The sequence below is a fragment of the Alkalicoccus halolimnae genome, assembly GCF_008014775.2.
GTDB classification, from domain to species: Bacteria; Bacillota; Bacilli; order Bacillales; family Salisediminibacteriaceae; genus Alkalicoccus; species Alkalicoccus halolimnae.
The window spans coordinates 1,199,003-1,223,437 of the sequence record NZ_CP144914.1; the positions used below are offsets into that span (position 1 = coordinate 1,199,003).

The 24,435-nt window shown below is 46.1% G+C and carries 17 protein-coding genes and 2 riboswitches; of the genes, 10 read left to right on the forward strand and 7 right to left on the reverse strand.

Translation table 11 applies throughout. From position 1 onward, the window contains the following. Positions 1 to 45: 45 nt before the first annotated feature. A riboswitch (TPP riboswitch) is annotated at positions 46 to 154 on the forward strand. 201 nt (positions 155 to 355) lie between these two features. The 5 genes from FTX54_RS05255 to FTX54_RS05275 are packed head-to-tail and all read left to right on the forward strand — an operon-like array spanning position 356 to position 3,991. Next, positions 356 to 931 carry a thiamine phosphate synthase gene (locus FTX54_RS05255; protein WP_187254569.1) on the forward strand — a complete coding sequence of 192 codons (576 nt, stop codon included), beginning with the start codon at positions 356 to 358 and terminating at the stop codon, positions 929 to 931. After that, entirely contained in the window at positions 822 to 2,075 is a 1,254-nt protein-coding gene (gene thiO, locus FTX54_RS05260; protein WP_147804023.1) for a glycine oxidase ThiO, read from the forward strand. Before FTX54_RS05255 ends, thiO begins: the two co-directional genes overlap by 110 nt. After that, positions 2,014 to 2,217: a sulfur carrier protein ThiS gene (gene thiS / locus FTX54_RS05265; RefSeq protein ID WP_147804024.1), complete on the forward strand. Its 204-nt coding sequence runs from the start codon at positions 2,014 to 2,016 to the stop codon at positions 2,215 to 2,217. The genes thiO and thiS overlap by 62 nt, the downstream gene beginning before the upstream one ends. Before the next feature lie 2 nt (positions 2,218 to 2,219). Beyond that, positions 2,220 to 2,987, forward strand: a complete 768-nt coding sequence (locus tag FTX54_RS05270; protein WP_147804025.1) for a thiazole synthase — start codon at positions 2,220 to 2,222, stop codon at positions 2,985 to 2,987. Further along, on the forward strand, positions 2,984 to 3,991 hold the full coding sequence (locus FTX54_RS05275; protein ID WP_147804026.1) for a ThiF family adenylyltransferase: 1,008 nt from the start codon (positions 2,984 to 2,986) through the stop codon (positions 3,989 to 3,991). Before FTX54_RS05270 ends, FTX54_RS05275 begins: the two co-directional genes overlap by 4 nt. A 1,194-nt stretch (positions 3,992 to 5,185) precedes the next feature. Here FTX54_RS05275 and thiE read toward each other — a convergent pair. The 3 genes from thiE to thiM are packed head-to-tail and all read right to left on the reverse strand — an operon-like array spanning position 5,186 to position 7,480. Continuing rightward, the gene (gene thiE / locus FTX54_RS05280) at positions 5,186 to 5,839 is read right to left on the reverse strand and encodes a thiamine phosphate synthase (protein ID WP_147804028.1); all 654 of its coding nucleotides are present in this window, start codon (positions 5,837 to 5,839) and stop codon (positions 5,186 to 5,188) included. Then, a complete protein-coding gene (gene thiD, locus FTX54_RS05285) occupies positions 5,836 to 6,669 on the reverse strand; it encodes a bifunctional hydroxymethylpyrimidine kinase/phosphomethylpyrimidine kinase (RefSeq protein WP_147804029.1) in 834 nt (277 codons plus the stop codon). The genes thiE and thiD overlap by 4 nt, the downstream gene beginning before the upstream one ends. A gap of 4 nt (positions 6,670 to 6,673) precedes the next feature. Beyond that, entirely contained in the window at positions 6,674 to 7,480 is an 807-nt protein-coding gene (thiM, locus tag FTX54_RS05290) for a hydroxyethylthiazole kinase (RefSeq protein WP_147804030.1), read from the reverse strand. Between the two features lie 328 nt (positions 7,481 to 7,808). Continuing rightward, positions 7,809 to 7,908: riboswitch (TPP riboswitch) on the reverse strand. A 116-nt stretch (positions 7,909 to 8,024) separates the two neighbouring features. On the opposite strand from thiM, the gene FTX54_RS05295 reads away from it, so the two are divergent. Then, positions 8,025 to 9,134 (forward strand): nitric oxide synthase oxygenase, encoded by a 1,110-nt coding sequence (locus FTX54_RS05295; RefSeq protein WP_147804152.1) that lies wholly within the window; start codon positions 8,025 to 8,027, stop codon positions 9,132 to 9,134. Positions 9,135 to 10,406: 1,272 nt separating this feature from the next. Here the strand turns inward: FTX54_RS05295 and recQ are convergent. Further along, positions 10,407 to 12,497, reverse strand: coding sequence for a DNA helicase RecQ (gene recQ / locus FTX54_RS05300; RefSeq protein ID WP_147804031.1), 2,091 nt, complete (start codon positions 12,495 to 12,497; stop codon positions 10,407 to 10,409). A gap of 80 nt (positions 12,498 to 12,577) precedes the next feature. Next, positions 12,578 to 13,882 (reverse strand): acetamidase/formamidase family protein, encoded by a 1,305-nt coding sequence (locus FTX54_RS05305; RefSeq protein ID WP_147804032.1) that lies wholly within the window; start codon positions 13,880 to 13,882, stop codon positions 12,578 to 12,580. A gap of 200 nt (positions 13,883 to 14,082) precedes the next feature. Between FTX54_RS05305 and FTX54_RS05310 the strand changes: the two genes are divergently transcribed. Beyond that, on the forward strand, positions 14,083 to 14,694 hold the full coding sequence (locus FTX54_RS05310; protein ID WP_147804033.1) for an alpha/beta hydrolase: 612 nt from the start codon (positions 14,083 to 14,085) through the stop codon (positions 14,692 to 14,694). 5 nt (positions 14,695 to 14,699) lie between these two features. Beyond that, positions 14,700 to 15,305 (forward strand): flavin reductase family protein, encoded by a 606-nt coding sequence (locus FTX54_RS05315; protein WP_147804034.1) that lies wholly within the window; start codon positions 14,700 to 14,702, stop codon positions 15,303 to 15,305. A gap of 184 nt (positions 15,306 to 15,489) precedes the next feature. On the opposite strand, the gene FTX54_RS05320 is transcribed toward FTX54_RS05315, so the two are convergent. After that, on the reverse strand, positions 15,490 to 16,728 hold the full coding sequence (locus FTX54_RS05320) for a TraB/GumN family protein (RefSeq protein ID WP_147804035.1): 1,239 nt from the start codon (positions 16,726 to 16,728) through the stop codon (positions 15,490 to 15,492). A gap of 139 nt (positions 16,729 to 16,867) precedes the next feature. Here FTX54_RS05320 and FTX54_RS05325 point away from each other — a divergent pair, with 139 nt between their 5' ends. After that, positions 16,868 to 20,110, forward strand: coding sequence for a DEAD/DEAH box helicase (locus FTX54_RS05325; protein WP_147804036.1), 3,243 nt, complete (start codon positions 16,868 to 16,870; stop codon positions 20,108 to 20,110). Positions 20,111 to 20,673: 563 nt separating this feature from the next. On the opposite strand, the gene FTX54_RS05330 is transcribed toward FTX54_RS05325, so the two are convergent. After that, positions 20,674 to 22,377: a hypothetical protein gene (locus tag FTX54_RS05330; protein ID WP_147804037.1), complete on the reverse strand. Its 1,704-nt coding sequence runs from the start codon at positions 22,375 to 22,377 to the stop codon at positions 20,674 to 20,676. Positions 22,378 to 22,497: 120 nt separating this feature from the next. Here FTX54_RS05330 and FTX54_RS05335 point away from each other — a divergent pair, with 120 nt between their 5' ends. Next, positions 22,498 to 24,375 (forward strand): ABC-F family ATP-binding cassette domain-containing protein, encoded by a 1,878-nt coding sequence (locus FTX54_RS05335; RefSeq protein ID WP_147804038.1) that lies wholly within the window; start codon positions 22,498 to 22,500, stop codon positions 24,373 to 24,375. The last annotated feature ends 60 nt before the right edge of the window (positions 24,376 to 24,435 follow it).

Genomic DNA, 24,435 nt, shown 5'->3' on the forward strand with positions numbered 1-24,435 from the left:
ACAATAGACAGAGAACCGTATAAAGTAAACGTAACAAATTAAATAGTTGATCACTGGAGGTGCCTTTCTTAAAGGCTGAGATCGAAGTGCTGCTTCGGGACTCCCAGAACCTGATCCAGTTTATACTGGCGTAGGGAAGTGACGCGAAAGCTGATAATGCACCACCCTATCGGTAACTAACAGCCGCTTCCTGAAAAAGGAAGCGGCTTTTTTAATGGTGGCAATCTTTTCTTAATAAAACGGATAAAAAAGCAGATGTTTTGGATAATGAGATTTAAATCCGCTCACAGGATTTAAAAACACTCTTCCAAAACGCCGACGAGTCTGCACGACATTTTACCAGAGGAGAATGTCTATGAAACTTCATGCTCTGTCCCCGGGAAACATCAGTCACAGGCTCTGGGTAGAAAAGGCTCTGAAGATCAGCAGGCATGTTGATTTTCTGCATCTGAGAGAACCTGAATGGAAGAACGAGGATACAGAAAGAGCGTTATATTTATTTACAGAAGCGGGAGGGGATCCCCGCCAAATTATTTTGAATACAAAAACAGCAGGATGGAAAAACTGGAACGGAAAAATTCACTATCCGGAGCACGAGCTTCCCAGGCTGGGACAACGTAAAGGAAGTGTCTCCGTGCACAGTTTGGAGAGCGCCGGAAAAGCAGACGAAGCAGGAGCGGAATATATTATATTTGGGCCGGTTTATGAGCCCCGCTCAAAAACCGGTGTCCAAGGAGTCGGATTAAAAAAACTTACAGAAGTTGTAAAAATGGTTTCCGTCCCGGTTATTGCCGTAGGAGGGATTACACCGGAGAGGGTGCGTGAAACTGCAGATGCCGGGGCAGCAGGAGCAGCTGTTATCTCAGGAATTTTTTATGCGAATGATCCACGGGGAGCCGCCGCTTCCTATAGAGAAAGGAGCAGATGGTAATATGTACGATGTTGTTATTGCAGGTGCAGGAGTGAACGGGCTTTCGGCAGCTTATCACCTCGCTTCCCGTGGAGCTGAGGTCCTTATTCTTGATGAAAGAGAAGCTGGCAAGGGAGCTTCTGATGCTGCTGCAGGTATGCTCGGTGCGCAGACAGAGAAACATCAGACAAAAGAATTGTTTCACTTTGCTGTGGAAGGCAGAAATTATTTTGAATCATTTTCCACCCAGCTGGAAGAAGCTTCGCAGCAATCTGTTCACTACAGAAAGGAAGGAGCATGGAAGCTGGCATTTACGAGCGAAGAGAAAGGAGATCTTGAGGAACTGATGACTTTTCATCGGAAAGAAGGAGAAGAAGTAATAGCTGCAGATAGAAGTGATCTTGTCCACGCTGTCCCTGAAGCTGGAGCGTTCCATCTGGAAGGTGCTGCTTTTTTCCCACATGAAGCTCAGGTGGATGCACGAAGATATGTCTCCGCATTAAAAAAAGCGGCCCTTAATAATGGTGCTGTCCTTCTTGAATATACGTCTGTTAAAGATATAAAAAGAAGAGGAGAAAATTGGACAGTCGTTACAGAAGACAGGGAATTATCAGCGGGGAAAGTTATTCTTTCGCACGGGACCGGACGGAGTCTAGGGTATGCAATGCCGGATATGATTCCAGTCAAAGGTGAATGTGTTGCTGTAAAACCAAAGGTTCAGCCTTTCATATCAACAATCGTAGCTCCCCAGATATACATGGTCCCTAAAAAAGATGGACGAATTATTATCGGAGCTACAGAAACGGAGGGGGATTACACAAAGACCGTTCGTGCGGGGGCTGTCAGCTGGCTCATTGAAGAAGCATGCCGAATTATTCCTTCGCTCCGGGAAGCCCCAGTCCAGGAGATATGGGCCGGGGTCAGGCCGAAAAGTCCGGATGGAATCCCCTTCGCTGGAGAGCTGGAAAAGAACTTATACGTTATTTCCGGTCACTATCGAAATGGGATTTTAATGTCCGGGTTGACAGGGAAAGAGATAAGCAGGAGCATATTCGGAGAAAATAATGAGCTTTATTTTATGTGTCCGAAAAGGAGGAACACTAATGCACATTCATATGAACGGGAAAGATTACGCACTGGGTCAAAATGTAAAGACGATACGTGATCTGCTTGAAGAATATAAAATTGACCCGTTAAGAATAGCGGTCGAGAAAAATGGAGAGATTCTAGGGAGAAAAGAGTGGAACGAAGCATATTTAGAAGAAGGCGATCAAATTGAGATCGTACATTTTGTAGGAGGCGGTTAATCGTGCTTAACATTGGTTCGTTTGAATTATCTTCAAGATTGATGCTGGGTACAGGAAAATATGAAAACAGTCAGGTGCAGAAGGAAGCTGTGGAAGCTTCTGCAACAGAAGTACTGACGTTTGCTGTACGCCGGATGTCGATTGAAGAAGGCAGCACCGATGCATTTGAAGGAATTGATCTCAGCAGGTATAAGCTGCTTCCAAATACAGCGGGCGCTAAAAATGCAGCAGAGGCAGTAAGAACTGCAAAACTCGCGCAGGCAACGGGACTGTGTGATATGGTAAAAGTTGAAGTGATAGGCTGTGAAAAAACACTGCTGCCAGACCCGGTGGAAACGTTAAAAGCATCAGAAGAGCTGCTCGCAGAAGGTTTTACAGTTCTTACCTATACCTCTGACGATGTCGTTCTTGCACGAAAACTGCAGGAAGCAGGCTGTCATGCTGTAATGCCTGCAGCTTCACCAATCGGCTCCGGACTGGGGATCATCAATCCTTATAATCTGCGGAAGATTATTGAACAGGCCGAGGTGCCAATCATTGTCGATGCAGGGCTTGGCAGTCCGAAAGATGCTACAGAAGCGATGGAGTTTGGAGCAGACGGAATTCTGCTCAACTCCGCTGTCGCAAAAGCCGGGAGGCCGGTACAGATGGCAGAAGCGATGAAACTTGCTGTTCAGGCAGGCAGAGCAGGGTATGAAGCCGGCAGAATTCCTAAAGCGGAGCTGGCTTCTCCGAGCAGTCCAGTAGAAGGAGTGAGTCCAAGTAAATGAATGACCGCTATTCAAGACAGGAATTATTTTACGGCATCAAAAAAGAAGGGCAGCAGAAACTTGCGGAAGCGCACGTATTAATTATAGGTGCCGGAGCTCTCGGCAGTGCTTCGGCCGAAATGCTTGTCCGAGCAGGGGTAGGAAATATTACGATCTTTGACCGTGACTATGTTGAATATTCAAACCTGCAGCGCCAGCAGCTCTATACTGAAGCCGACGCGGACGAGAGGATGCCGAAAGCAGCAGCTGCAGAAAAACGTTTGAGACAGGTAAATGGAGACGTTAAAATAAGGGGCATTATTGAAGATGTCACTCCAAAAACGTTTGAGCAGTTCCAGAACGCAGATCTCATTATTGATGCCCTTGATAATTTTGCTACCCGGATGGTCATAAATGATGCCTCGCAAAAATACGGTATTCCCTGGATCTACGGGGCCTGCGTTTCCAGCTACGGCCTCTCCTATACGGTTCTCCCGGGGAAAAAACCTTGCCTTTCCTGCATCATGGGAGCGGTGCCTTCCGGGGGAGATACGTGTGATACAGCAGGGGTTATTTCCCCGGCTGTGCAGATTGTTGCTTCCTATCAGACGACAGAAGCTCTGAAGTACCTTTCCGGAAGCAGGGAGGCAATGAGAGATGAGCTGATTCAGTTCGATGTGTGGACAAATGAAACGAGAAAGATCGGCGTAAACAGGCTTAAGGATGAAAGCTGTCCATCCTGCGGCAAGGAACCTGAATACCCTTATCTGCAGGCCGGTAATCAGACGAGAACGGCGGTGCTCTGCGGACGTGATACCGTTCAGATACGCCCTGTCCATTCAGTGAGTTTCGAAACACTTAAGCGGACACTAGCTCCTTTTCATCCAAAAACAAACAGCTATCTGATGCAGGTCGTAATTGAAAACAAGAGGATCGTACTGTTTCAGGACGGGAGAGCATTAATTCACGATACGAATGAAGAAACAGAAGCGCTGGGACTCTATCAGCGTTATATAAGCGGATGAGTTTTAATAATAAAAGGCTGCCTTGAAAATAAAGTATTGAAGCGATGAAAGTGCGCTTTCGTTTCCATGGGGACGCTTTCCGGGCGGGCCGGCCTCAGCTAATTCCGACCTCCCTGCGGTCGTGCGGAATGGATCTTCGGCTCGTCCTTGATCGCCCCGGAGCCGCCCCATGTCCACTCCAGCTTACGGTAAGAAATACAGATCAGGATCTGCCTTCTAATAACGAAGATCCCGTTTGATCATTATTCATTCTACTTGTATAAAGAGAAAGCTCCATTCTCATAGAAGGACATTTTCATCCCTCATGGTGCAAGGATTTTGCATGAGTGTCTCTGTTAAAGCTCCGTGTTGTTATTGGATTCCGCCTGCCACGGAGAAAGCATGCGGCTTCTCTTGCGTCCGGGAGGATCTTCCCGCTTTCTTTTTCCGCAGGCGTCTTGAAACATCACCTTGGCACTGTTTCTATCTTGATCCCTTCTTGATTCAACCAGCGGGCTTCCTGTATTGGAAAATTACAACGAAACGGAAACCGGCGGACGCCTGTGGAAGAAGGAGATTGGAAGATCCCGCAGGGCGTAAGCCTGAGGAAGCTGGAAATCTCCTCCACGACAAGCCTGCCGAGTTGAAGCGGAGTTTTCTGTATTTATTAACAACAGAATGCTTTAACACAGCTTAATTAAAAAAGAGGCTGCCCAAAAAATCAGGAGGGCAGCCTCTTTTTATATGATCTTATATCTATTGAATCAATTTCATAATATACTTTTTAAGTTATTTTAACGGACAGTTTATCAATTAATAATGTAACTATTCCTATATAAATCCGGATGATTGAAGCGGCAGACGGCGGCTCCGTCGGGATGACGACAAGCCCCGTGGAAAGCGTCCGTCTGAAGTGAAAATCATTTACAACGTTCGGAAATCCCTTTTTTACAGTGGCTAATGAAATAGATTCTATTCTATCCATGGGAACATTTTCGGAGCAGAACGTCCTCAGCTAATTCCTTCCTTAGGTGGAGCAGAATGGATCTTCGGATCGTGCCCGGGAGTCGAACCATTTCTTCTCCGGCTGCAGAGTGTGCTTTTCCTGTGATGAGTTATTAAATGCTCTGCTTCTGCAGTATTTCCTTTTAAAACTACGATATCACATCTTCATTTAGAGAAATAAGCACGCTTGGCCAGTTCATTTGTTTTAACCTACATAGCAGCTTTTTGTATTTCCGCAAGGAATGCTGCGGCTGCTTTTTCCGGGGACTCGGCAGCGGTAATAGCTGAAATAACGGATACTCCTTCAGCTCCGGAGGAAATAATTGTTTTTACGTGTTCCGCAGCTATGCCTCCGATTGCTGTAATAGGAATAGTAATTCCATTTCTGCGCATTTCTTCAATTCGCTCCGGGCCAACGACGGCCTTGGCATCTTCCTTGGACCTCGTTGCATACATAGGGCCTACACCGATATAATCTGCGCCATCCCTCACTGCCTGTTCTGCTTCCTCTGACGTGTAAGCGGAAACGCCCAAGATGAGGCTGCTGCCTATTTTCGACCGTGCGTCTGCCGCCTGAAGGTCCTCCTGGCCGACATGAAGTCCGTCGGCGCCGCTGGCTAAAGCCAGCTCCACATCGTCATTTACAATGAACGGAATGCCGTATTCATGGCATACCTGCTTTAATTCAAGAGCCAAAGCTAGTCTTTTATCTTCCTCCTGTATACTGCCGGATCCTTTCTCACGGAGCTGAAACATCGTAATGCCACCGATGGCAGCCTCAACAAGCACCTCTCTCAGCGGCCGTGAAACATCCTGGGTGCCCGCTATAAAATATACAGAGAGCTGAGGGGGAGTAAATTTCATTCCCTTTCAACCTCCATTTTCACAGGAGCTCCTTCAGCCGTCCGGTGGGCTGCATGGTAAACTGGACCGGCTCCTGAACCGATAGTTTCCGCTCTGGAAAGAGCCTGATAAACAAAAATCTTTGCTGCACGCACAGCATCATGCATGGATTTCCCCATGGCAGTATAAGCCGTTATTGCAGCAGCGAACGTGCATCCCGTACCGTGGGTGTGGGAAGTAGAAATCTTCGGTGAAGTAAAGTAGTGAAATTCAGCCCCGTCGAACAAAATATCCGTAATTTCGTCTGCGTCCTCTTCATGGCCTCCTTTAATAAGCACCGCTTCGGAACCGAAAGTAAGCAGTTCTCTTGCTATATCTTTTCTGGCTTTTAAAGACGAAGCGGATATATTTGTCATCGCTTCCGCTTCTGGAATATTTGGAGTGATTAAAACTGCATGTGGAAACAGCTTTTCCATCATTGCTTGTTTCGCCTCTTCCTTCAGGAGAGGGGTGCCGGACGTGGAAATCATGACCGGGTCTACAATCAACGGAGGGAAATTGCTTTTTTTCGCAAAAGAAGCCACGATATCGATTCGTTCTTCATCATACAGCATACCGGTTTTAATGGCGTCAGCCCCTATGTCCGACAAAACAGATTCAATCTGGGCATGCAGCGCTTCCGTAGAAGCAGGATAAACCCCCTGAACACCAACCGTATTCTGCGCAGTCAGAGCAGTAATAGCGCTCATTCCGTATACCTCAAGCTCCTGAAAAGTTTTTAGATCGGCCTGGATTCCTGCTCCGCCTCCGCTGTCAGACCCTGCAATGGTTAAAGCTTTAGTATAAGTCATCGTTTTACTCCTCCTCTTTATGAATCTGGATTCTGTTCTGTAAATCCTCATCGGAAATCTGATCTATCATGTCGAGCAGGTGCACCTGGAAATGTCCCGGACCTGAAAAAGATTGTCTCTCGGCAGCGGCTTCTGCTGATGCTCCGTAAAACGCACAGGCGGCAGTCACTGCTTCCAGGGCATTCTTTTCCACACTCGAGAAAGCTGCGGCGACAGAAGTCAAGAGACAGCCGGCACCAGTAATTTTCGTAAGCATTTCCGTTCCATTGGAAACAATAAAAGTCGAGCGGCCATCTGTTATGATGTCCTGTTCTCCTGTCATACATACGATGGTCTGCCATTCCAGAGCTGTCGATTCTGCGGTTTTTTTCGCATCTTTCAGTTCAGCAGTCGAATCTACTCCGCGCATCGCCACAGGAGAAGAAGAAAGGTTTGCAATTTCACCTGCGTTGCCGCGGATAACCGAAATATTTAGTTCCTTGAGCAGTGTTTTCGCAGACTCCGTCCGGAAAGGAGTTGCGCCTGCACCGACAGGATCCAGAAAAACAGGGATGCCCTGCTCGTTTGCTGAATGTCCTGCAGCAAGCATTGCTTCGTTTGTCTGTTTGGAAAGCGTACCTATATTCAGGACGAGAGCCCCGGCAATTTTGGCCATATCTTTCACTTCTTCCAGGGCATAAGCCATGACAGGACTTGCTCCGAGAGCGTAGAGTCCGTTGGCGGTAAAATTAGTTACGACCACATTGGTAATGTTGTGAATGAGCGGGGAAGTTTCGCGGATTTTTTTTCTTAATAAAATTGGATCAGGCATGAAAAACATCCTTTCTGCGTAGTAGATCGGTTTTTGAATTGGGCCCGGTTTCCATTAACAATCTTTTTAGAGTAAAGCGATTCTAAAATATTCGTTTTTGATTATTACAGGAAACTTACCTGCAACTCTGCTCTGCTGGAGATCTTAGGAGGACCTGCGTACCTCTGGATCCTGTGACTTTCTTTTTCGACTGGACTCCAAAGTGTTTTCGAGTCGTCCTAAAACAAATTCAAAAACAGACTGCTAATGATTAGACTATTCAGTTATTTCTTAAGCTGCGGATTAAAATAAAAAATACCGTTCCTGGCTCGAGAGGCAGGGAACGGCTCGATAAGTCGTTCCACTTTCCTACGCTGGTATAAACCAGATCAGGTTCAAAGGGATCAGGCGTAAACCTGTCTCAGCTTGAAGCACCCCTAGTGGTAAACATGATGAATTTGTGAACAAAGGAAAGAACTCTTGCTCTTTTCTCTATTCCTTCTATACTATCATATTAAACAGGGAAGCAACAGAAGGGAAGGTACGTACAGTGAATCAGCTGGAAATGAAGGCAGCATCTTTTATCAAACAATGCTATGAAGAACTGGAAGATTACGAAAAAGGGCAGCGAAGGATGAAGGAAATATACACGGAAATTGCTGTTTCCGGGACTTATGAACATACGTATGAAGAACTCGCCTATGGAGTGAGAACAGCGTGGAGAAACTCCAATAAATGTGTAGGACGGCTGTTTTGGGAAAGCCTTCACGTTTTTGATGCCAGGGAGACAAAAACTTTTGAAGAAATGGCTGATGCCGCCCGGAGACATCTTCAATTTGCGTGGAATAAAGGGAAAATTCGACCTGCTGTTACCATTTTCCCCCAGAGGAACGCAGAAGAGGAAGATCCGTTTCGATTCTTGAATCACCAGCTCGTCCGCTATGCAGGATACGAGAGCGGGGTGGGAGATCCAGCTTCCTTGGAACTGACAAAAACTGCGGAAACTTTAGGATGGAAAGGGGAAGGTACTGACTTTGACGTTCTGCCATTAATGTTGAAAAATAATCGTGGGGAAGTAAGTCTGTTTGAACTCGATAAAAATGAAGACGTGCAGGAAATAGTTTTTACGCATCCGGAGGTCGAAGCATTCTCCTCGCTCGGTTTAAAATGGTATGCGATACCGGTTATAAGTGACATGGAATTGGAGATTGGAGGAATAATATATGGTGCTGCCCCATTCAACGGATGGTACATGGGAACGGAAATCGGGGCCAGGAACCTTGCCGATCCATTCCGCTATAATAAACTGAAGGAGACAGCGGAAGTTTTCGGACTTGATACACAGAAGGCGGCAGGACTTTGGAAGGACCGGGCGCTGGTGGAACTAAACAGAGCGGTGCTTCATTCTTTTTCGGAAGCAGAGGTCAGCATAGTAGACCATCACACCGCCGCTGAACAGTTTCGCATTTTCTGCGAAAGGGAAAAAAGAAGCGGCAGAGAAGTTACGGGAGAGTGGACGTGGCTGATTCCGCCTCTGTCCCCGGCTTCTGTTTCCATATTTCATAACGAATACGATAACACAGTAAAAACGCCGAATTTTTTCTATAGAAATAGGAAAACAGGAGGCTGTCCTTTTCATGCGTCTACCGGGACCGGGAAGGCATCACTGAATTAAAAAAGAGGCTGCCTTGAAAACAAAAGAGATAAGCGATAGACGTACGCTTTCGTTTCCATGGGGCCACTTCCCGGTCGGGCCGGAGCGGAGTTTTCTGTATGTATCAATACGAGACTTTAACACAGCTAACCGTTAATAAACGAAGGCTACTTTGAAAATAGAGTAGTGAAGCGATAAGCGTACGCCTTCGTTTCCATGGGGACGCTTTCCGGGCGGGCCGGCCTCAGCTAATTCCGTCCTCCCCTGCGGTCGGGCGGAGTGGGGCTCGTCCTTGATCGCCCCGGAGTCGCCCCATCTCCACTACAGCTTACGGTAAAAAAGACCGAGCAGCATCTGCTATCTAATAAAGAAAACCTCTTCTGGATATCATTGATTCCAAATGTATAGATGGGGTATCCATTCCTATAGAAGGCCATTTTCATGCCTCATGGCGCAAAGCTTTTGCATGAGTGTCTCTGTTAAAGGTCCGTGATGTTTTTAGAGGGCCTGCGGCTCTTCCGCCACGGCAAGCCTGCCGGGTTGAAGCGAAGTTTTTTTATATCAACAACAGACTTAACTCTTACGCAAAAAGGGGAACTAGGCTTTCCGACTTACGGTTACAGAAGGTAACTTCACATTAAAAGTTGGTGGGCCGGGCTTAAATGAAAGAAGTTTTAAGGGTTAAATTAGCTTTTTATGTCAGATATAATTTGTTTTCCCAAAACGTGCGTAAGAACCACAGAATTTAAAACAGCTAAAAAATAGAAGCCACCTGTCTGCGGCAGGTGGCTTCTTAGGCTGTTTACAAAGTAATTCTTCCTGTATAAGTATATAGTTGGCTGTTTCCACTTTCGAAGAGTCGATTTCCGGAGGGAACTCTCTCAGCTGACCTCCTTTTCATAAAACAAAGAATCATTCTTCCGGAGTCACCTTCTACAGCTCCAGCATCTGAACAAAAAGAAAGACTTTGCTGCGAAAACAAGCGTACTTCATACAGGTTTTTCCTATAAAAAAAGTGATTTTCTCTGCAGTGTCCGGCGGGGACGCCAGTGGGATTAAAGCGCAGTCTGAAGATCCTTTCCAATGCAGCCAGGCATTGGAAATAGCTGAAGACAAGCCCCACGGCAGGCTTCCGCCGGTAAGCGTAGGAGAAAATGCAAGGAATAGAATAAATAAACTTCTTTCTTTACTTAATCAACACTCTGAGAAGCCACCTGTCTGCGGCAGGTCGCTTCTATCTTATCTTTATCAAAGAAAAGCATTTTTTCAGGCAGTCGTGAAACTTCCACTTTCTCAAATGTATTCATTTGCGACAAGTTTTATCGTGAAATAATCGACTTCTTCTGATACGGCTTCTTTTAAAGGCTTTAAACCGTTCTCGAGGCCAATGCGGTCGATTGCCTCCTGAATTTCGTCTTTATGATTTTTGTTGATAAGCGGAGTCAAATCCAGTTCGACTCCATCTTCCACAGCTTCAAAAAGGTGGCTTTTTACAGTTACTTCTTTTATACTCCGTCTGGCACAAATGTCATCGACTGTGAAACCTTCTTTATATAAGGCGGCTGTTTCCTCGTAGCTTTTTGATTTAGAGCGGGGAGTGTCCGTTTCGGAACTTGTCCCGGGGGCATAGGACTGCACAGCCCGCAGAAAGTAAGAACCATAAGTATCCATTTTGTTTTGACCGACGCCCCGTACGTCGAGCATTTCTGCTTCTGTCTGCGGGAGCCTGCGGCACATATCGTGAAGCGTCTGATCGGAAAAGACCATATAAGGAGCCACACCGTGTTCTTTTGCCAGGGAGGTCCGAAGTTCGCGGAGGACTGTAAAGAGCGGATGATCAGCAGATACTTTCTCCGGCCGTTTCACCATTTTACGTGTGACCGGTGTATCTCCTTTCAGAACCGGGAGGACGCGGTCTGTCAGCTGAAGAACCGGATAATTTCCCCCGCTTAAACGAAGATAGTCTGAGGCTGCGAGAAAGTCGATTAGCTGAGCGACATCTTTTTGGGTGCGTGTTTTCATCAGTCCGAAGGTAGACAGCTGGTGAAAACGAAGGTCCTTTACTTTTTTGTTCATGGAACCGGTAAGCACCTGAGCTACCATCGTCTTTCCGAATCTTTCTCCCATTCGTTTAATACAGGAAAAAACCATCTGTGCTTCTTTAGTAATGTCTTCCAGTTCCCTGTCATCGACGCACTCAGAGCAGCGCCCGCAGTCTTCAGTGTCTGTTTCTCCAAAGTACTGGAGCATATATCGCTGCAGACAGCTTTCAGCGTGGCAGTAATGCGTCATAATCTGTAATTTTTCGTATTCCTGAGTCTTGCGTTCTTCGGACATCTGGGATTGATCAATTAAAAACTGTTGAATCTGCACGTCCTGCGGCGAAAAGAGAAGCACACAGTCACTCGGGACACCATCGCGGCCTGCCCGGCCTGCCTCCTGATAATAGCTTTCAATATTACGTGGCATGTTGCGGTGAAAAACAAAACGGACGTTGGATTTGTTAATACCCATACCGAAAGCATTAGTTGCGACCATCACTTTCGTGACATCATAAACAAATTGTTCCTGCATATTACGTCGTTCGTCCTGCGACATTCCTCCGTGATATTTTCCGCAGGAAGCTCCCTTTTTGCGGAGAGATTCGTACATCCGCTCAACTTCCTTGCGGGTGGCGCAGTAAATTATTCCTGAGGCTTCCGGGTTTCTTTGTACATAATCTGCTACGTAGTGGTCGCGGTCAGCCCCTTTTATGACATGGAACGAAAGATTTTTCCGGGCAAAGCCGGTTTTCACGACGTTTTCCTTGTTAATTTCAAGCGCCCTGCATATGTCGTCGGAGACTTCGGGGGTGGCAGTGGCTGTAAGAGCCAGAACGACCGGTTTCTGGGGCAGCGACTGTACAAGCTCGGGAATTCTCATATAACTCGGCCTGAAGTCGTGTCCCCATTGGGAAAGACAATGAGCTTCATCGACGGCAATCATCGAAACCGGGAGACGCTGAAGCATCCGCAGAAAGCTGGGAGCTTCGAGGCGTTCAGGAGCTACATAGATGAGTTTCTGCAGGCCGAGACGAATTTCGTCCATGGCAGCTGACGTTTCTTCGGCGGAGAGGCTGCTGTTAATAAAAGTAGCATCAATTCCTGCTTCTTTCAGTTCATCGACCTGGTCTTTCATTAAGGAAATCAGGGGAGAAATAACGACGGTGATTCCAGGCATAAGAAGCGACGGGATCTGGTAACAAACTGATTTCCCGCCGCCTGTAGGCATCATGCCCATTGTATTTTTATTTTCAAACAGCCGTTCGAGGACAGCGGACTGGCCCGGACGGAATGTTTCATGTCCGTAATGCTGTTTTAGTTTATCCTGAGCTTCAGCTAACATAAGGCGCCACCAATCTTTGTTGAGAATATCTGTTCTCAGTTTACATGACAGACAAAGCGGTGGCAATGTGAGAAAAGGAGCTATTCTTTATAAGTGTACTGTCTTCGTGCAAGGTCCAGAAGGTTCAGATTTTTTAAATGAGTTTCCGGAACGAGGAAGGTTACTGTGACAACGCCGGGATGCCTGCCTATTTCAATGGATCCTGTAATTGTGGATCTGTTCATCACTTCAGGAACACTTATTCCGAGCAGAGCTGCTGCACGTTCCATTCCGTTCGTAGTAGCTTCGTTTAACGTCGCACCCGTTCCTACAAAGGAGAGAGGAAGAGAGCTTTCTAAATTACTCTTCATATTCCACGTTTCAGCCAGATTTTCTGCACGCTTTAATTCTTCATTGGAAAACGGGCGTGCAAGGTAGGGAAGATCTTCTTTCACCGGCAGCAGTACAGGTCCTTCTGCACCAACTCCTTTAATAACACTTACCTGCAGGGTGACTATACCGGATACATCGGTTGTGTGGCCGGCAATTTCGCCGTCACCCTGCATCGCATGCATATCGCCGAGGTAAATACCGCCGCCGGGAACTTTTACGGGGCAGAGAACCACCGCGCCTTCACGGACACGGTTAATATCCATGTGTCCGTCGGTGCGGTCTTCGAGTTCTTCGCTTGTCAACGTGTATTCATGAGGAGCACCAATTAAAAAGGATCCAAAATCCCCGGCATTATGGGAGTCCGGGATAGCACGTGACGGTGTTGTACCAAGCTGACCGAGAAACGGGCGCAGTCTGCCTATAACTCCTTGAAGGTCATGCGGGGCAAAAGTGACGATCGGATTCTGGATTGAATTTTCCGGGGTGGCCATGTAGTAATGTCCGCTGTGTGCCGTTTTTTCGGCACCGTCTTTATCGAGAGTAATGCCGACTTTTTTATCATCATCAAAAGCAATTGTGTAGGCATTCGTAAATCGAAAAGGAGTTACATCGGCTCCGCACTCGGCACAGCGGATCGATTCCTGGCCAATTCCTTTAATTACCGTCTGTGGATTCATCGTTCCGCAGTCGGGACATTTTCCTGCAACGAAAGGATCTCCGTGAAATCTTCCTTCGACAGGAGCGTCATTTCCTGAAGCCGTGGCGATCGAGGTGACACGGATCGATTTTATATGCACGGCTATCATGTCCCCGACTTCGGCCCCTTCGACGTAAACTGGTTTTGTTACTTCGTGTCCGCCTTTTAAACAAGGGGTAATCATAGGACCCCAGCATCCGGGAGTCGTATTGGCGATAATATGTCCGCCGTTCTTTACGGGTCCCAGCATTTCTTTCTGCGGGTCGAGTATGCCATCTGTAAATTCATTTACCATAAGTGATTCTACTGCTTTCATCAATGATTCCTCCTTTTTTTACTAGGTGTCTCTAAATTTTGAGAGCGTTTTCAAATATATGATATCCTATTATCTTATTCAGAACAATAAAACCGATTTTGAAAAGAAAAGGAATTTCATGTTTGCCGAAAAGGGAGAAAAGGGCATATACTGGATAGGTAACTTACTTTTTTATAGTGAAATAGAGAGGAGAATGAACAATGAAGCATATTTATCATGAACCGAAAAACGGGAGTCAGGAAGTTCTTTTATTACTGCATGGGACAGGAGGAAATGAGGAAGACCTGCTGCCGCTTGCAGAAATGATCGACCCGGACGCTGCCGTCCTGGGCGTAAGAGGAAACGTGGATGAAAACGGAATGAACCGATTTTTCCGCCGACTGCAGGAGGGCGTTTTCGATGAAGCGGATCTGATATTCCGCACAGGAGAACTTCATAACTTTATTGATCAGGCATCTCAGGATTACGGATTTGAACGGGAGAACGTAACGGCAGTTGGTTATTCCAATGGAGCCAACATTGCAGCGAGCCTGCTTTATCACTACGAAAATCCGCTTAAACAAGCTTATTTGTTTCACCCTATGGTTCCAAGAAGAGGAATAGACCTGCCGGATATGAAAGGGCTGCCGGTCTTTATTGGCGCCGGTTCCAATGATCCAATCTGTGCTCCGGAAGAAACGGAAGAATTGCACAAGCATCTGCAGGAAGCCGGAGCTGACGTGAAGCTTTACTGGGCAGATCAGGGACATCAGTTAACACGTGAGGAAGTAGAAGAAGCCCGATCTTTTTATGTTAAAAAGAAGGGAGAATAGTTTTTATGACCGTCATCGATCCTAAAGATCTTAACAAAAAAGAAAATTACCGCCTGCTGACTTCGATCGTAACACCTAGACCGATTGCTTTTATTACTTCAATGTCGGAAAAAGGAATTATCAACGCTGCTCCATTCAGCTATTTTAATATTATTTCTGCAGACCCACCGCTTATTTCCGTGTCTATAGGAAGAAAACAGGGAATACAGAAGGACACTTCACGAAATATTCTGCAGACTGAAGAATTTGTAGTGCATGTAACAGACGAAGATAATGTAAAGCAGGTAAACGAAACGTCTGCAAACTTGAAGCCTGAAGAAAGTGAAGTCAAAAAAACGGGTCTTACACCAACTGTGAGCAGTAAGGTAGGAGTGCCATCGATCAAAGAAACGGCGGTTCGGATGGAATGCCGGCTGGAGAAACATCTCGTATTTGAAGGGGAGGATTCCGCCACGGACGTTATTATCGGCAGGATCGTAAGCTATTACGCAGAAGACAAGCTTTTAAGCGAGGGCAGGGTTCGTACAGATAAACTGCAGCCTGTCTCGCGCCTCGGTGGAAAGCAGTATGCAAAACTGGGGAAAATCTTTGAACTCGAACGTCCGGAATAGCCGGGTTCTGCCATACGATTACAGGTGCTGAAGTAAGGAAAAGCCTGCATGACAACCACTGTCATGCAGGCTTTTCCATCGATCCTAAACTTTTCCATTCTATCACTGTATCTATATGATCATTTTTATTTCAATCGTACCTGGCTTTCCAAGCAGTTTTAAGCATTTTTTTATAAATACGCAGTTAATCGTGCCGCTGTACTTTAAAACCCTCCTCTTCGAGCAATGAAGGAATACTGTTCTCTCCAGCCAGATGCAGCGAACCTACGACGACAAAGGTCGTGAAACTGCCATTCTCGTTCAACAGATTTGCAAGTTTTTCGGCCATCATTTCGTCCCGCTCGTCCATTCCGAGATGTTCCGTCTGCTCGTCGAATGTTCTCAGAAAACGGAAGAAATCGATATCTCCTTTTTTCCAGGCTTCGCTCAGTATGTTTAAATCTTCTTCATAAGTATCGAGCGTTTCGATCTGTTTCTCAAGGTCGGTGAGCTGTTCATCGAAAGGCTGCTCGTCCATATAACGAAGCTGATCGGAAGGCGTTTCAAGACTGATTACAGACAGGTTTCTCGTGTGGCTTTTTTCCAGGAAATAAAGATCCACCCCGTATTCAGGAGTGAAAGAGCTTTTCTCCAAAGCGAGGTCGGAAATGATGAGAGAAACGAGCCAGGGATCTGCATTTGCAAGCACCGAGCTGTCTATGTGATTCCTGCTGAGGAGGTTTTTCAACTCTTTGGCTGAATCCTCCTCCATTTCCTCATATAAAGAAAATTCTCCGTCGTATAATGACTCCATCCAGGCTTCTTCCAACTCAGGAGGTTCTTCCACAGTTATATCATATTCCACGGCCAGCTGGTCTGCCTCTTTATATGCATTTTCCACTTTTGAGCGGAGAGGGTAAAAGTCTTCGGTCCCGGCATGAATAGAGCCGAATAAATACATTGTATTTCCATCGTGTGTAATTTCATAGAGAATTCCTTCCGAAGGACCTTCATGGAGATTGTCCGAATAATGAAAAGAAGGGACGGCTGTATTAACGCCTTTGTTTTTAAGTTCCAGCAGAACTTCTATGGAGGAGTCCTGTTGCGCCTGATCCAACATTACGGATCCGATATTTATTTCATTAATATGTTCCAGTTCAAGAAGGGCGGAAGCATTTTCAATTTCGGCCTCAGGAAGGTGGAGTTTTTCCAAAGCTGAAAAAGATTCAATTCCATTGAGGGAAGTAACAGGATATTCACTGGAAAGGACAGTGAGAGAATTCATACTTTCCTGAGAAATATTTTCAGGATTTTCTGCAGGTACATTCTCAAGAACCGCTTTTTCAAGAGCGGCATCTTCAAAAACAGGCGGTTCATCACTGCAGCCGCTGATAAGCAGCAGAAGCAAACTAATACAATAAAAGCTGGAGCGTATCGTTAACATGTGGTGTCCCCTTTACACAGGTGATTTATGTGTTTAAAGCATACCATATACTCACTTTCTGCTTCTCTGATTCGTGCTTTGCAGGAAATTTTGGTATGATGGAGGATAGACGATTTGTACGCTGAAGGGGGAATTTTTTGTGCGTCTTGATGAATTGAGTGAGGAAGATTTAAAGCATGAACAGCATGTTTCGGAGCAGTTGAAGATTGCCCGTGTATATAAAGATGAAAAAAGTGTAAAGGAAATTTTTTGGGACTATGAGAAAAAACATTTCCGGATCAATGTGGAAAGGTACAGACAGACGTTTACTGTGGACATTAAGCCGGATCATCAGTTGAATATTACGTCGGTTTCCTGTTCCTGTGGAAGAGGCAGCAGACTATGTGTGCATGTACTCACCGCCTTTCTGCAGATGAATGAGTACGATACAGCTTCCTGGTTAACAAACAGGGAAGCGGAATATAAGAAACCTGTAACGGGAGGCCTTTCCCGAAGAGAAACAGAGCAGACGGCCAGAGTACTCCAGTCATTTGAATCCCTTTTTATTCCCGGACAGGAATACGAAACGACAGAAGGCAGAGAAGAGCTTACCGTGCAGTATGCGGTGAAGCTTTACCCTTCCTACTATGAACATGTTCCTGGAACAATTGAAGTGGAGCTTAAAATCGGTGTCGGAAAACTCTATATTGTTAAAGATATTAGAGAACTGCTTGAAGCCATAGATAATGGAGATGCACTCCGGTTTACCAAGCTGTTTACTTATCACCCTGCAGATCATACATTCAAGGAAAGAGATGCTGCGATGCTCGACAGAATCAGAGAGTTAATGGATGTTCAAACGATGCACAGCACTTTTTATGAAAGAAATAAAGAGTCGAGGCGGTCGTTTGAAATTCCTTCGCCTTATGCCCTCGAATTCCTGAAGGATCTTTCTGAAATGAATACTATCGTGGATGACCAGGTGCGCGAGTATGCCAGTTTACACATGGAAGAACTGCCGAAGCCATTTGAATTCAGCGTCCGAAAAGCAGAAAATGAAGATGGGCTTTATCAGCTTTACTGGTCTAAAGCTCACGAACTGCTTTATTTTGGAGCTGCAGCTAAACTCTGTTTTTATAAAGGAGTATTTTATTACACTTCGGGAGAGAAACTGCGGATCCTGCACACCCTCTACTATACGCTGGCGCTGGAAGATGCAGCAAAGCTGTCCTTTACCGACGACCATCTGGAACAGCTCGCTTCCGTCCTGCTTCCCCAGCTGCGGGAAGTAGGGAGAGTGGAAATGGATGAGGCAATCGAAGCGGGTATTGATATGCCGCCGCTTAAACCTAAGTTAAAGCTTCAGCATGAAGACCGCAAAATGACGGCTTCTGTTGTTTTTCAGTACGGTGAGAAAACGATCGATCCTTTTAAAGAAGAGCCTTTAAAGACGGAGACGGTGCTGGTCAGGGATATGAAACAGGAGTACCGGCTGCTCGCTCTGATTGAGGAAGCACCGTTTAAGTATAATGGGGAAGATCTGTTCCTCGACTCGTTAGCTGATATTCTCTACTTTATGTCCTCGTGGCTTCCTGTTCTGTCGGAATCATTTGAAGTATATGCACCGAAGTCTCTTCAAAAGCTCCTTTATGAACCGGATATGGAACCGCAGCTCGAAGCGAGCGTTGCTCCGGAAGGCGGATGGATGGACATCTCGTTTGATTTTGAAGGAATATCCGACTCTGAAGTCACAGAAGTGATGAAAGCACTCGTCCGAAGAGAAAACTTCTATCAGCTTGACTCCGGTGCCTATGTACCGCTGCAGGGAGAAGCTTTTCAGGGAGTCCGATCCCTTGTTGAAGATCTCGATATGAAAGAAAGTGACATGAAAGAAGAGATGCAGATCCCTCTTTACAAAGCTTTTCAGCTGGACGATGCTGATTTTGTTCCAGTTAAAAAAAGTGCAGAGTTCAAACAGCTGCTGACACGTCTTCTGGAACCAGAAGAGCACGATTTTGAACTCCCCGATGACATCGACGCTTCCCTGCGTGACTATCAAAAGCGTGGGTATCAGTGGATGACTTCTTTAGATTACTACGGATTCGGCGGAATACTGGCTGACGACATGGGTTTAGGAAAAACGCTGCAGACAATCACGTTTTTAGCCGGTAAAAAAGCGCGGCAGTCAGTTAAAGATCCGGTGCTGATTATCTGCCCGTCGAGCGTCATCTACAACTGGCAGAAGGAAATAGAACGATTTGCACCAAATCTTTCCTCTGTGATAGTCACCGGTTCGAAAGCCGAGCGTGATGCTCAGTTTGCGGGAATTGATCAATACGACATCTGTATTACTTCTTATCCGGTGCTGCGCAGAGACGAAGAGATGTATGCAGCGAAGCGGTTTTCCACGCTTATCCTTGATGAAGCACAATATGTGAAGAATTCGATCACAAAAACGGCGAAAGCAGTCCGGTCAATTGAAAGCGGAACGAGTTTTGCCCTGAGCGGTACCCCGATAGAAAATTCACTCGAAGAGCTGTATTCTATCTTCCGCATCGTCCTTCCCGGAGTCTTCCCGAAGCGGGAAATCTTCCGGAATATGCAGGAAGATTCGATTGCAAAGCGGATTCGTCCGTTTATTCTCCGGAGACAAAAGCAGGAAGTGCTTAAAGAGCTTCCGGAAAAATTGGAAACGGTCGAATATACGAATATGACGCAGGAACAAAAAACACTCTATTTAGGCCAGTTGAAACTGCTTCAGAAGGAAGCATCGGATGCTATTGCGAGAAACTCCTGGCAGGAAAACCGTATGCAGATACTCGCAGGGCTGACGAGACTGCGCCAGATCTGCTGCCATCCAGGCATGTTTGTTCCTTCTTATGATGGCGGATCAGATAAACTCGAGAGGTTGATGGAGTATACTGCTGAGGCCAGAAAAAATGGTCATCGAATTGTGGTGTTCAGTCAGTTCACAAAAATGCTCGCTATCATGAAGGAACGTTTTGATGAAGCCGGGGCAGATTACTTTTATCTGGACGGAAACACCCCGGCTAAAGACCGGCTTACGATGGCAGATCGATTCAACGATGGAGAGAAAGAGATGTTTTTAGTTTCTCTGAAAGCCGGAGGAACAGGATTGAATCTGACGGGAGGCGACACGGTCATCCTCTTTGATTCGTGGTGGAACCCGGCAGTAGAGGATCAGGCGGCTGACCGCGTGTACCGGTTCGGTCAAAAGCGGGTCGTGCAGGTGACGAAAATGGTAACGACCGGTACTATTGAAGAAAAAATTCATGAACTGCAGGAGAAAAAGCGCAACCTGCTCGACCGCGTAGTTCATTCTGGGGAGACGATGATTTCCTCTTTAGGCAAAGAAGAAATCGAAGAACTTCTCGAAATATAAAAGATCTTATTAAAAAACGGCCCGGGGAGATCCCCGGGCCGTTAATGTATAAAATGTGCTTCTTGTCTGCCTGCGCTCCGTGGCGGAAGCTATCCGAGGGGCTTGTCTTCGGCTGGTATTATCGAAGCTCAGCTTCTTCAAAAAGCATCTGCAGCCTTCGCTTAATCCCTCCAGAGTATGTGCCGTCTGCTTTCTCCCTTAATAAGCGGCCGTAACAGGAATGAGCAGTTTGAGATAATGAGTTCATTTTTGATTTAGTGGAAAATATAGCTTCATACCACCAAGTTTGTGTAAGAGCCCGGAGCTTTAACAGAAACACTTATGCAGGAGATATGATTGATGGTCAAACGGGATCTTCGTTATTAGAAGGAGCTTCTGCTTTATAATTTAACTAAGCGCTGCAGGGCACACGGAGCCACTACTGGGCGATCAAGGACGAGCCGAAGATCCACTCCGCCCGACCAAAGGGAGGACGGAATCAGCTGAGGGCGGCCCTGCGCCCCCATGGAAACGAAAGCGCACGTTCATCGTTTCCATACTTTATTTTCAAGGCAGCCTTCTTTTTACTGGGAAACATCAAACTCCAGCTCTTCAATCGGCTGCACCGTTTCGTTGTTATCCATATAAGAAATGGTAATTTCATCTCCGGGTTCAATGAATACAGCAGTTGGATGAGAAGAGGCATTCAACGTAAAAATACGTTCTTTTTCTACCATCCAGAGACGTACTGTGACATTTTCTTCCCGGTCCCAATGATAAACGCGTTGCACGATGACCGTTTCTTCTTCCATATCACTGAATTCTCCCGGAACGACCTCGTCATCGACTTCAGAAGAAAGTTCCAGCTGATAAGCATTAAACGCTTCCTGCTTCGTTTCTCCATAACCATAGACATTTTCATCCTGCCCGTTAACGAGCATGATTTCGCGAAGAACATTGTTACGGTCCATCAGTGGAACAACCCAGGTATACTGGCCGTATATATTATAAAGCGAAGGCGTTCCGGCGACGTAGTCGTCTCTTCTAAACGTCCGCTCGGCAAGGTCCATAGCTGTACGTCCGTTTAAGGACCCGCTGGCATCCCGGAAATAGCGGAGATCCCCGGTGCGTGCGTCAAACATAGTGAATCCAACCATAGAACGGGAAGCTTCCTGCCCTTCACTTTGAAGCCTCATATGATCGGTAAACCAGCTGAGCTGCAGGTCTTCATTGACGACTCCGGTGACTGTGTCGTCGGATCCCCAGCCCGTGGGTTCCGTTAATCCTTCTCTGCCGAAAAAGCGGTTTATAAGACCCTGCTTATAAATGCCGAACCAGTCATTTCTTTCTTGCGCTATGTGCGGAGGATAGATACGATTCACCCATTCCGGTGCTTCTTCTGCTTCATACTGTTCCATATCCCCGGTAGCAGGATCGACAATGATGACTCCGTCGACATCAGCCACGCGGCGGAACTCTGTGAAATGACCATAATTAACAATGTAGCGGGGGTTCCCGTCACCATCCACTTCGAAAGTGGTGTCAAGCATGACAACATCCGGGTAAGCCATGCGGACGTGACGTTCCAGGTTTTCATGAAAGAAACCGGATGGAACGTAATTCATGTCTGTTTCAATCAGCTGAGGATCTTCCCGCGGATTATCAGCGCTGACAATTATAAACCCCGGGACAGCATCTGAACGCATCCAACGGAAAAAACCGTCATATTCTATAGGAGTAACCCAGTAAAGAGCATCATCAATACGCTGAATTCTCGTATTTCCCAAATTATAAAAAGCGGGATTATCAAGCTGGCCCATCATTATGTCCGATCGATACTGGGCGTAGCTTCTTGGAACGACAGGAATACTCTCCTCATTAACCGGGTCGAGATCCTCGGCTGTCACCTCTTCTCCATCTGCGATGTCGAATTTGTTATCTGCCAGAAACAGCGGCTGCAGAGTGAAAAATACAATAAAAAGCAGAAGCACGGCTATTCCTGCTCCAGCACCTCTCAAAGCCTGGTCGCGTTTAAAAGTGCGGATCATCATATAGATAATGCTGTTGTCAATAATCAGCCATACAGCAAGGGCTGGTAGGTAGGCTGAAACGAGCAGCGTCCACGTCTGGTCGAGCAGTCCCATATAAAACAGGAAAACGCCGTAGACAAGACCGAGAACGTAGCGCATCGGAATCCAGATGCGGAATTCACGGCGCTGCCACCACACTCTCTGGAGCGGTAAAAATACGAGCGCTCCGATAAGAATAATAATAATCATTTGTAGCATAAAGCAATTCCCCCTCAAATTTCTCCATACTTTTCTACGCAGCAGCAGCTAAAATGTTTCAGGACAAGCCTATTAACGTTACAATAGAGTAGAATGTCCAAAATGCGAAGGATGATGACAATGAGTTTGCTGCGCGCAGAAAATTTAGTAAAGACTTATGGAGATAAAGTCCTTTTTAATCGTATCTCATTTACGGTAGAGAAAAAAGAACGAATTGGTTTAGTAGGTATAAATGGAACAGGTAAATCTTCGCTGTTGAAAGCAGTTGCCGGAATCGATGGTCTCGAAGGGGGCGACATTATTCACGCGAACGATTTCCGCATGGAATATGTTCCGCAGGATCCTTTCCTTGAAGAAGAGCTGACTGTTCTGGAAACTGTATTTTACGGTGATGCCCCGAGCATGGTTGCAATGAGAGAATATGAAAAAACACTTGCTGACCTGACAGAAGCAAGTGCAGATGCAAAAATGCAGGACCGTTTTTCCAGAGCACAGGCGAAAATGGATCAACAGAATGCCTGGGAAGCCAATACACAGGCTAAAGTGATTTTAACGAAGCTCGGGATTCAGGAGTTTCAAAAACCGGTTGGTGAGCTGTCAGGCGGTCAGCGGAGGCGTGTTTCTCTTGCGAGAGCCTTGATTCAGCCGGCGGATCTTCTCCTGCTTGATGAGCCGACGAACCATCTGGATAACGTCACGATAGAATGGCTGGAAGGATTTTTAAAACAGTACAGCGGTGCTTTAATTGTAATCACGCACGACCGCTACTTTTTAAATAGAGTGACACAGAAAATCTTTGAAATGCACGAAGGAAATATGTATGAATTCGTTGGAAACTATGAACGTTTTCTCGAGCAGAAAGCGGAGCGGGAAAGAACAGAAATCCAGCAGGAGTCAAAAAGGCAGAACATTTTGCGAAGAGAGCTTGCATGGCTGAAAAGAGGTGCGAAAGCCCGTTCAACCAAGCAGAAAGCACGAAAACAGAGGGTCGAAGCTCTTCAGGACGAAGAAGGTCCTTCTGAAAAAAGAGAACTGGATTTTGCCATTGGTTCCAAGAGACTGGGCAAAAATGTTATTGAACTCGAGGACGTTTCTGTTTCGAGGGGAGGAGAAAAAGTCATAAGCGGTCTCAGTTATTTAATTAATCGAAGAGACCGACTGGGCATTATCGGTCCGAACGGTACCGGGAAAACGACGCTTCTTCATCTTCTCGCGGGAAAAATAGTGCAGGACAGCGGTTCAGTTCATATCGGAGAAACCGTCAAAATAGGTTATTATACGCAGGAACATGAACCGCTGGACGAAAACCTGCGGATGATCGATTACATCAAAGAGACGGCAGAAGCTGTCAAAACAGCAGACGGGGCTCTGATTACAGCTGAACAGATGCTGGAGCGGTTTTTATTTTCCCGTGCCAAGCAGTGGACGCACATCCGCAGACTTTCGGGCGGGGAAAGAAAACGTTTATATCTTTTGAAAGTGTTAATGGAAGAACCGAACGTTCTGTTTCTCGATGAGCCGACAAACGATCTGGATACAGAAACGCTTTCTATACTGGAAGATTACCTGGATCAGTTTCCTGGAGTCGTAATTACCGTTTCCCACGACCGGTATTTCCTGGATAGAGCCGTAAGTCAGCTGCTTGTATTCCGCGAAAAAGGTGGAAATATTGAGCGGTATTACGGCAGTTACAGCGAATGGCTGGAAGAAGAGGCATATCAGCCGTATATACAGGAAGAGAATACAGAAGAAAAGCCGGTAAAAGACAAAACTAAACGTAAAAAGCTTTCCTACAAAGATCAGCAGGAATGGAATTCCATTGAAGAAGATATTTCCAAGCTGGAAGAAAAGATCGAACAGCTTGATGAAAAGATTGAAGCTACCGGTGCTGATTTCGATAAAGCTAAGGAATTTTATGAGGAAAAGCAGGAAACGGAAAAAAGTCTCGAAAAAAAGATGGAAAGATGGGAGGAACTCTCTCTGCTTGTTGAAGAATAAATGATAGCAGGAGGGGGTCACCTTCTCGAATACTGAAGAAGAATAAAGAGAATAAGCAGA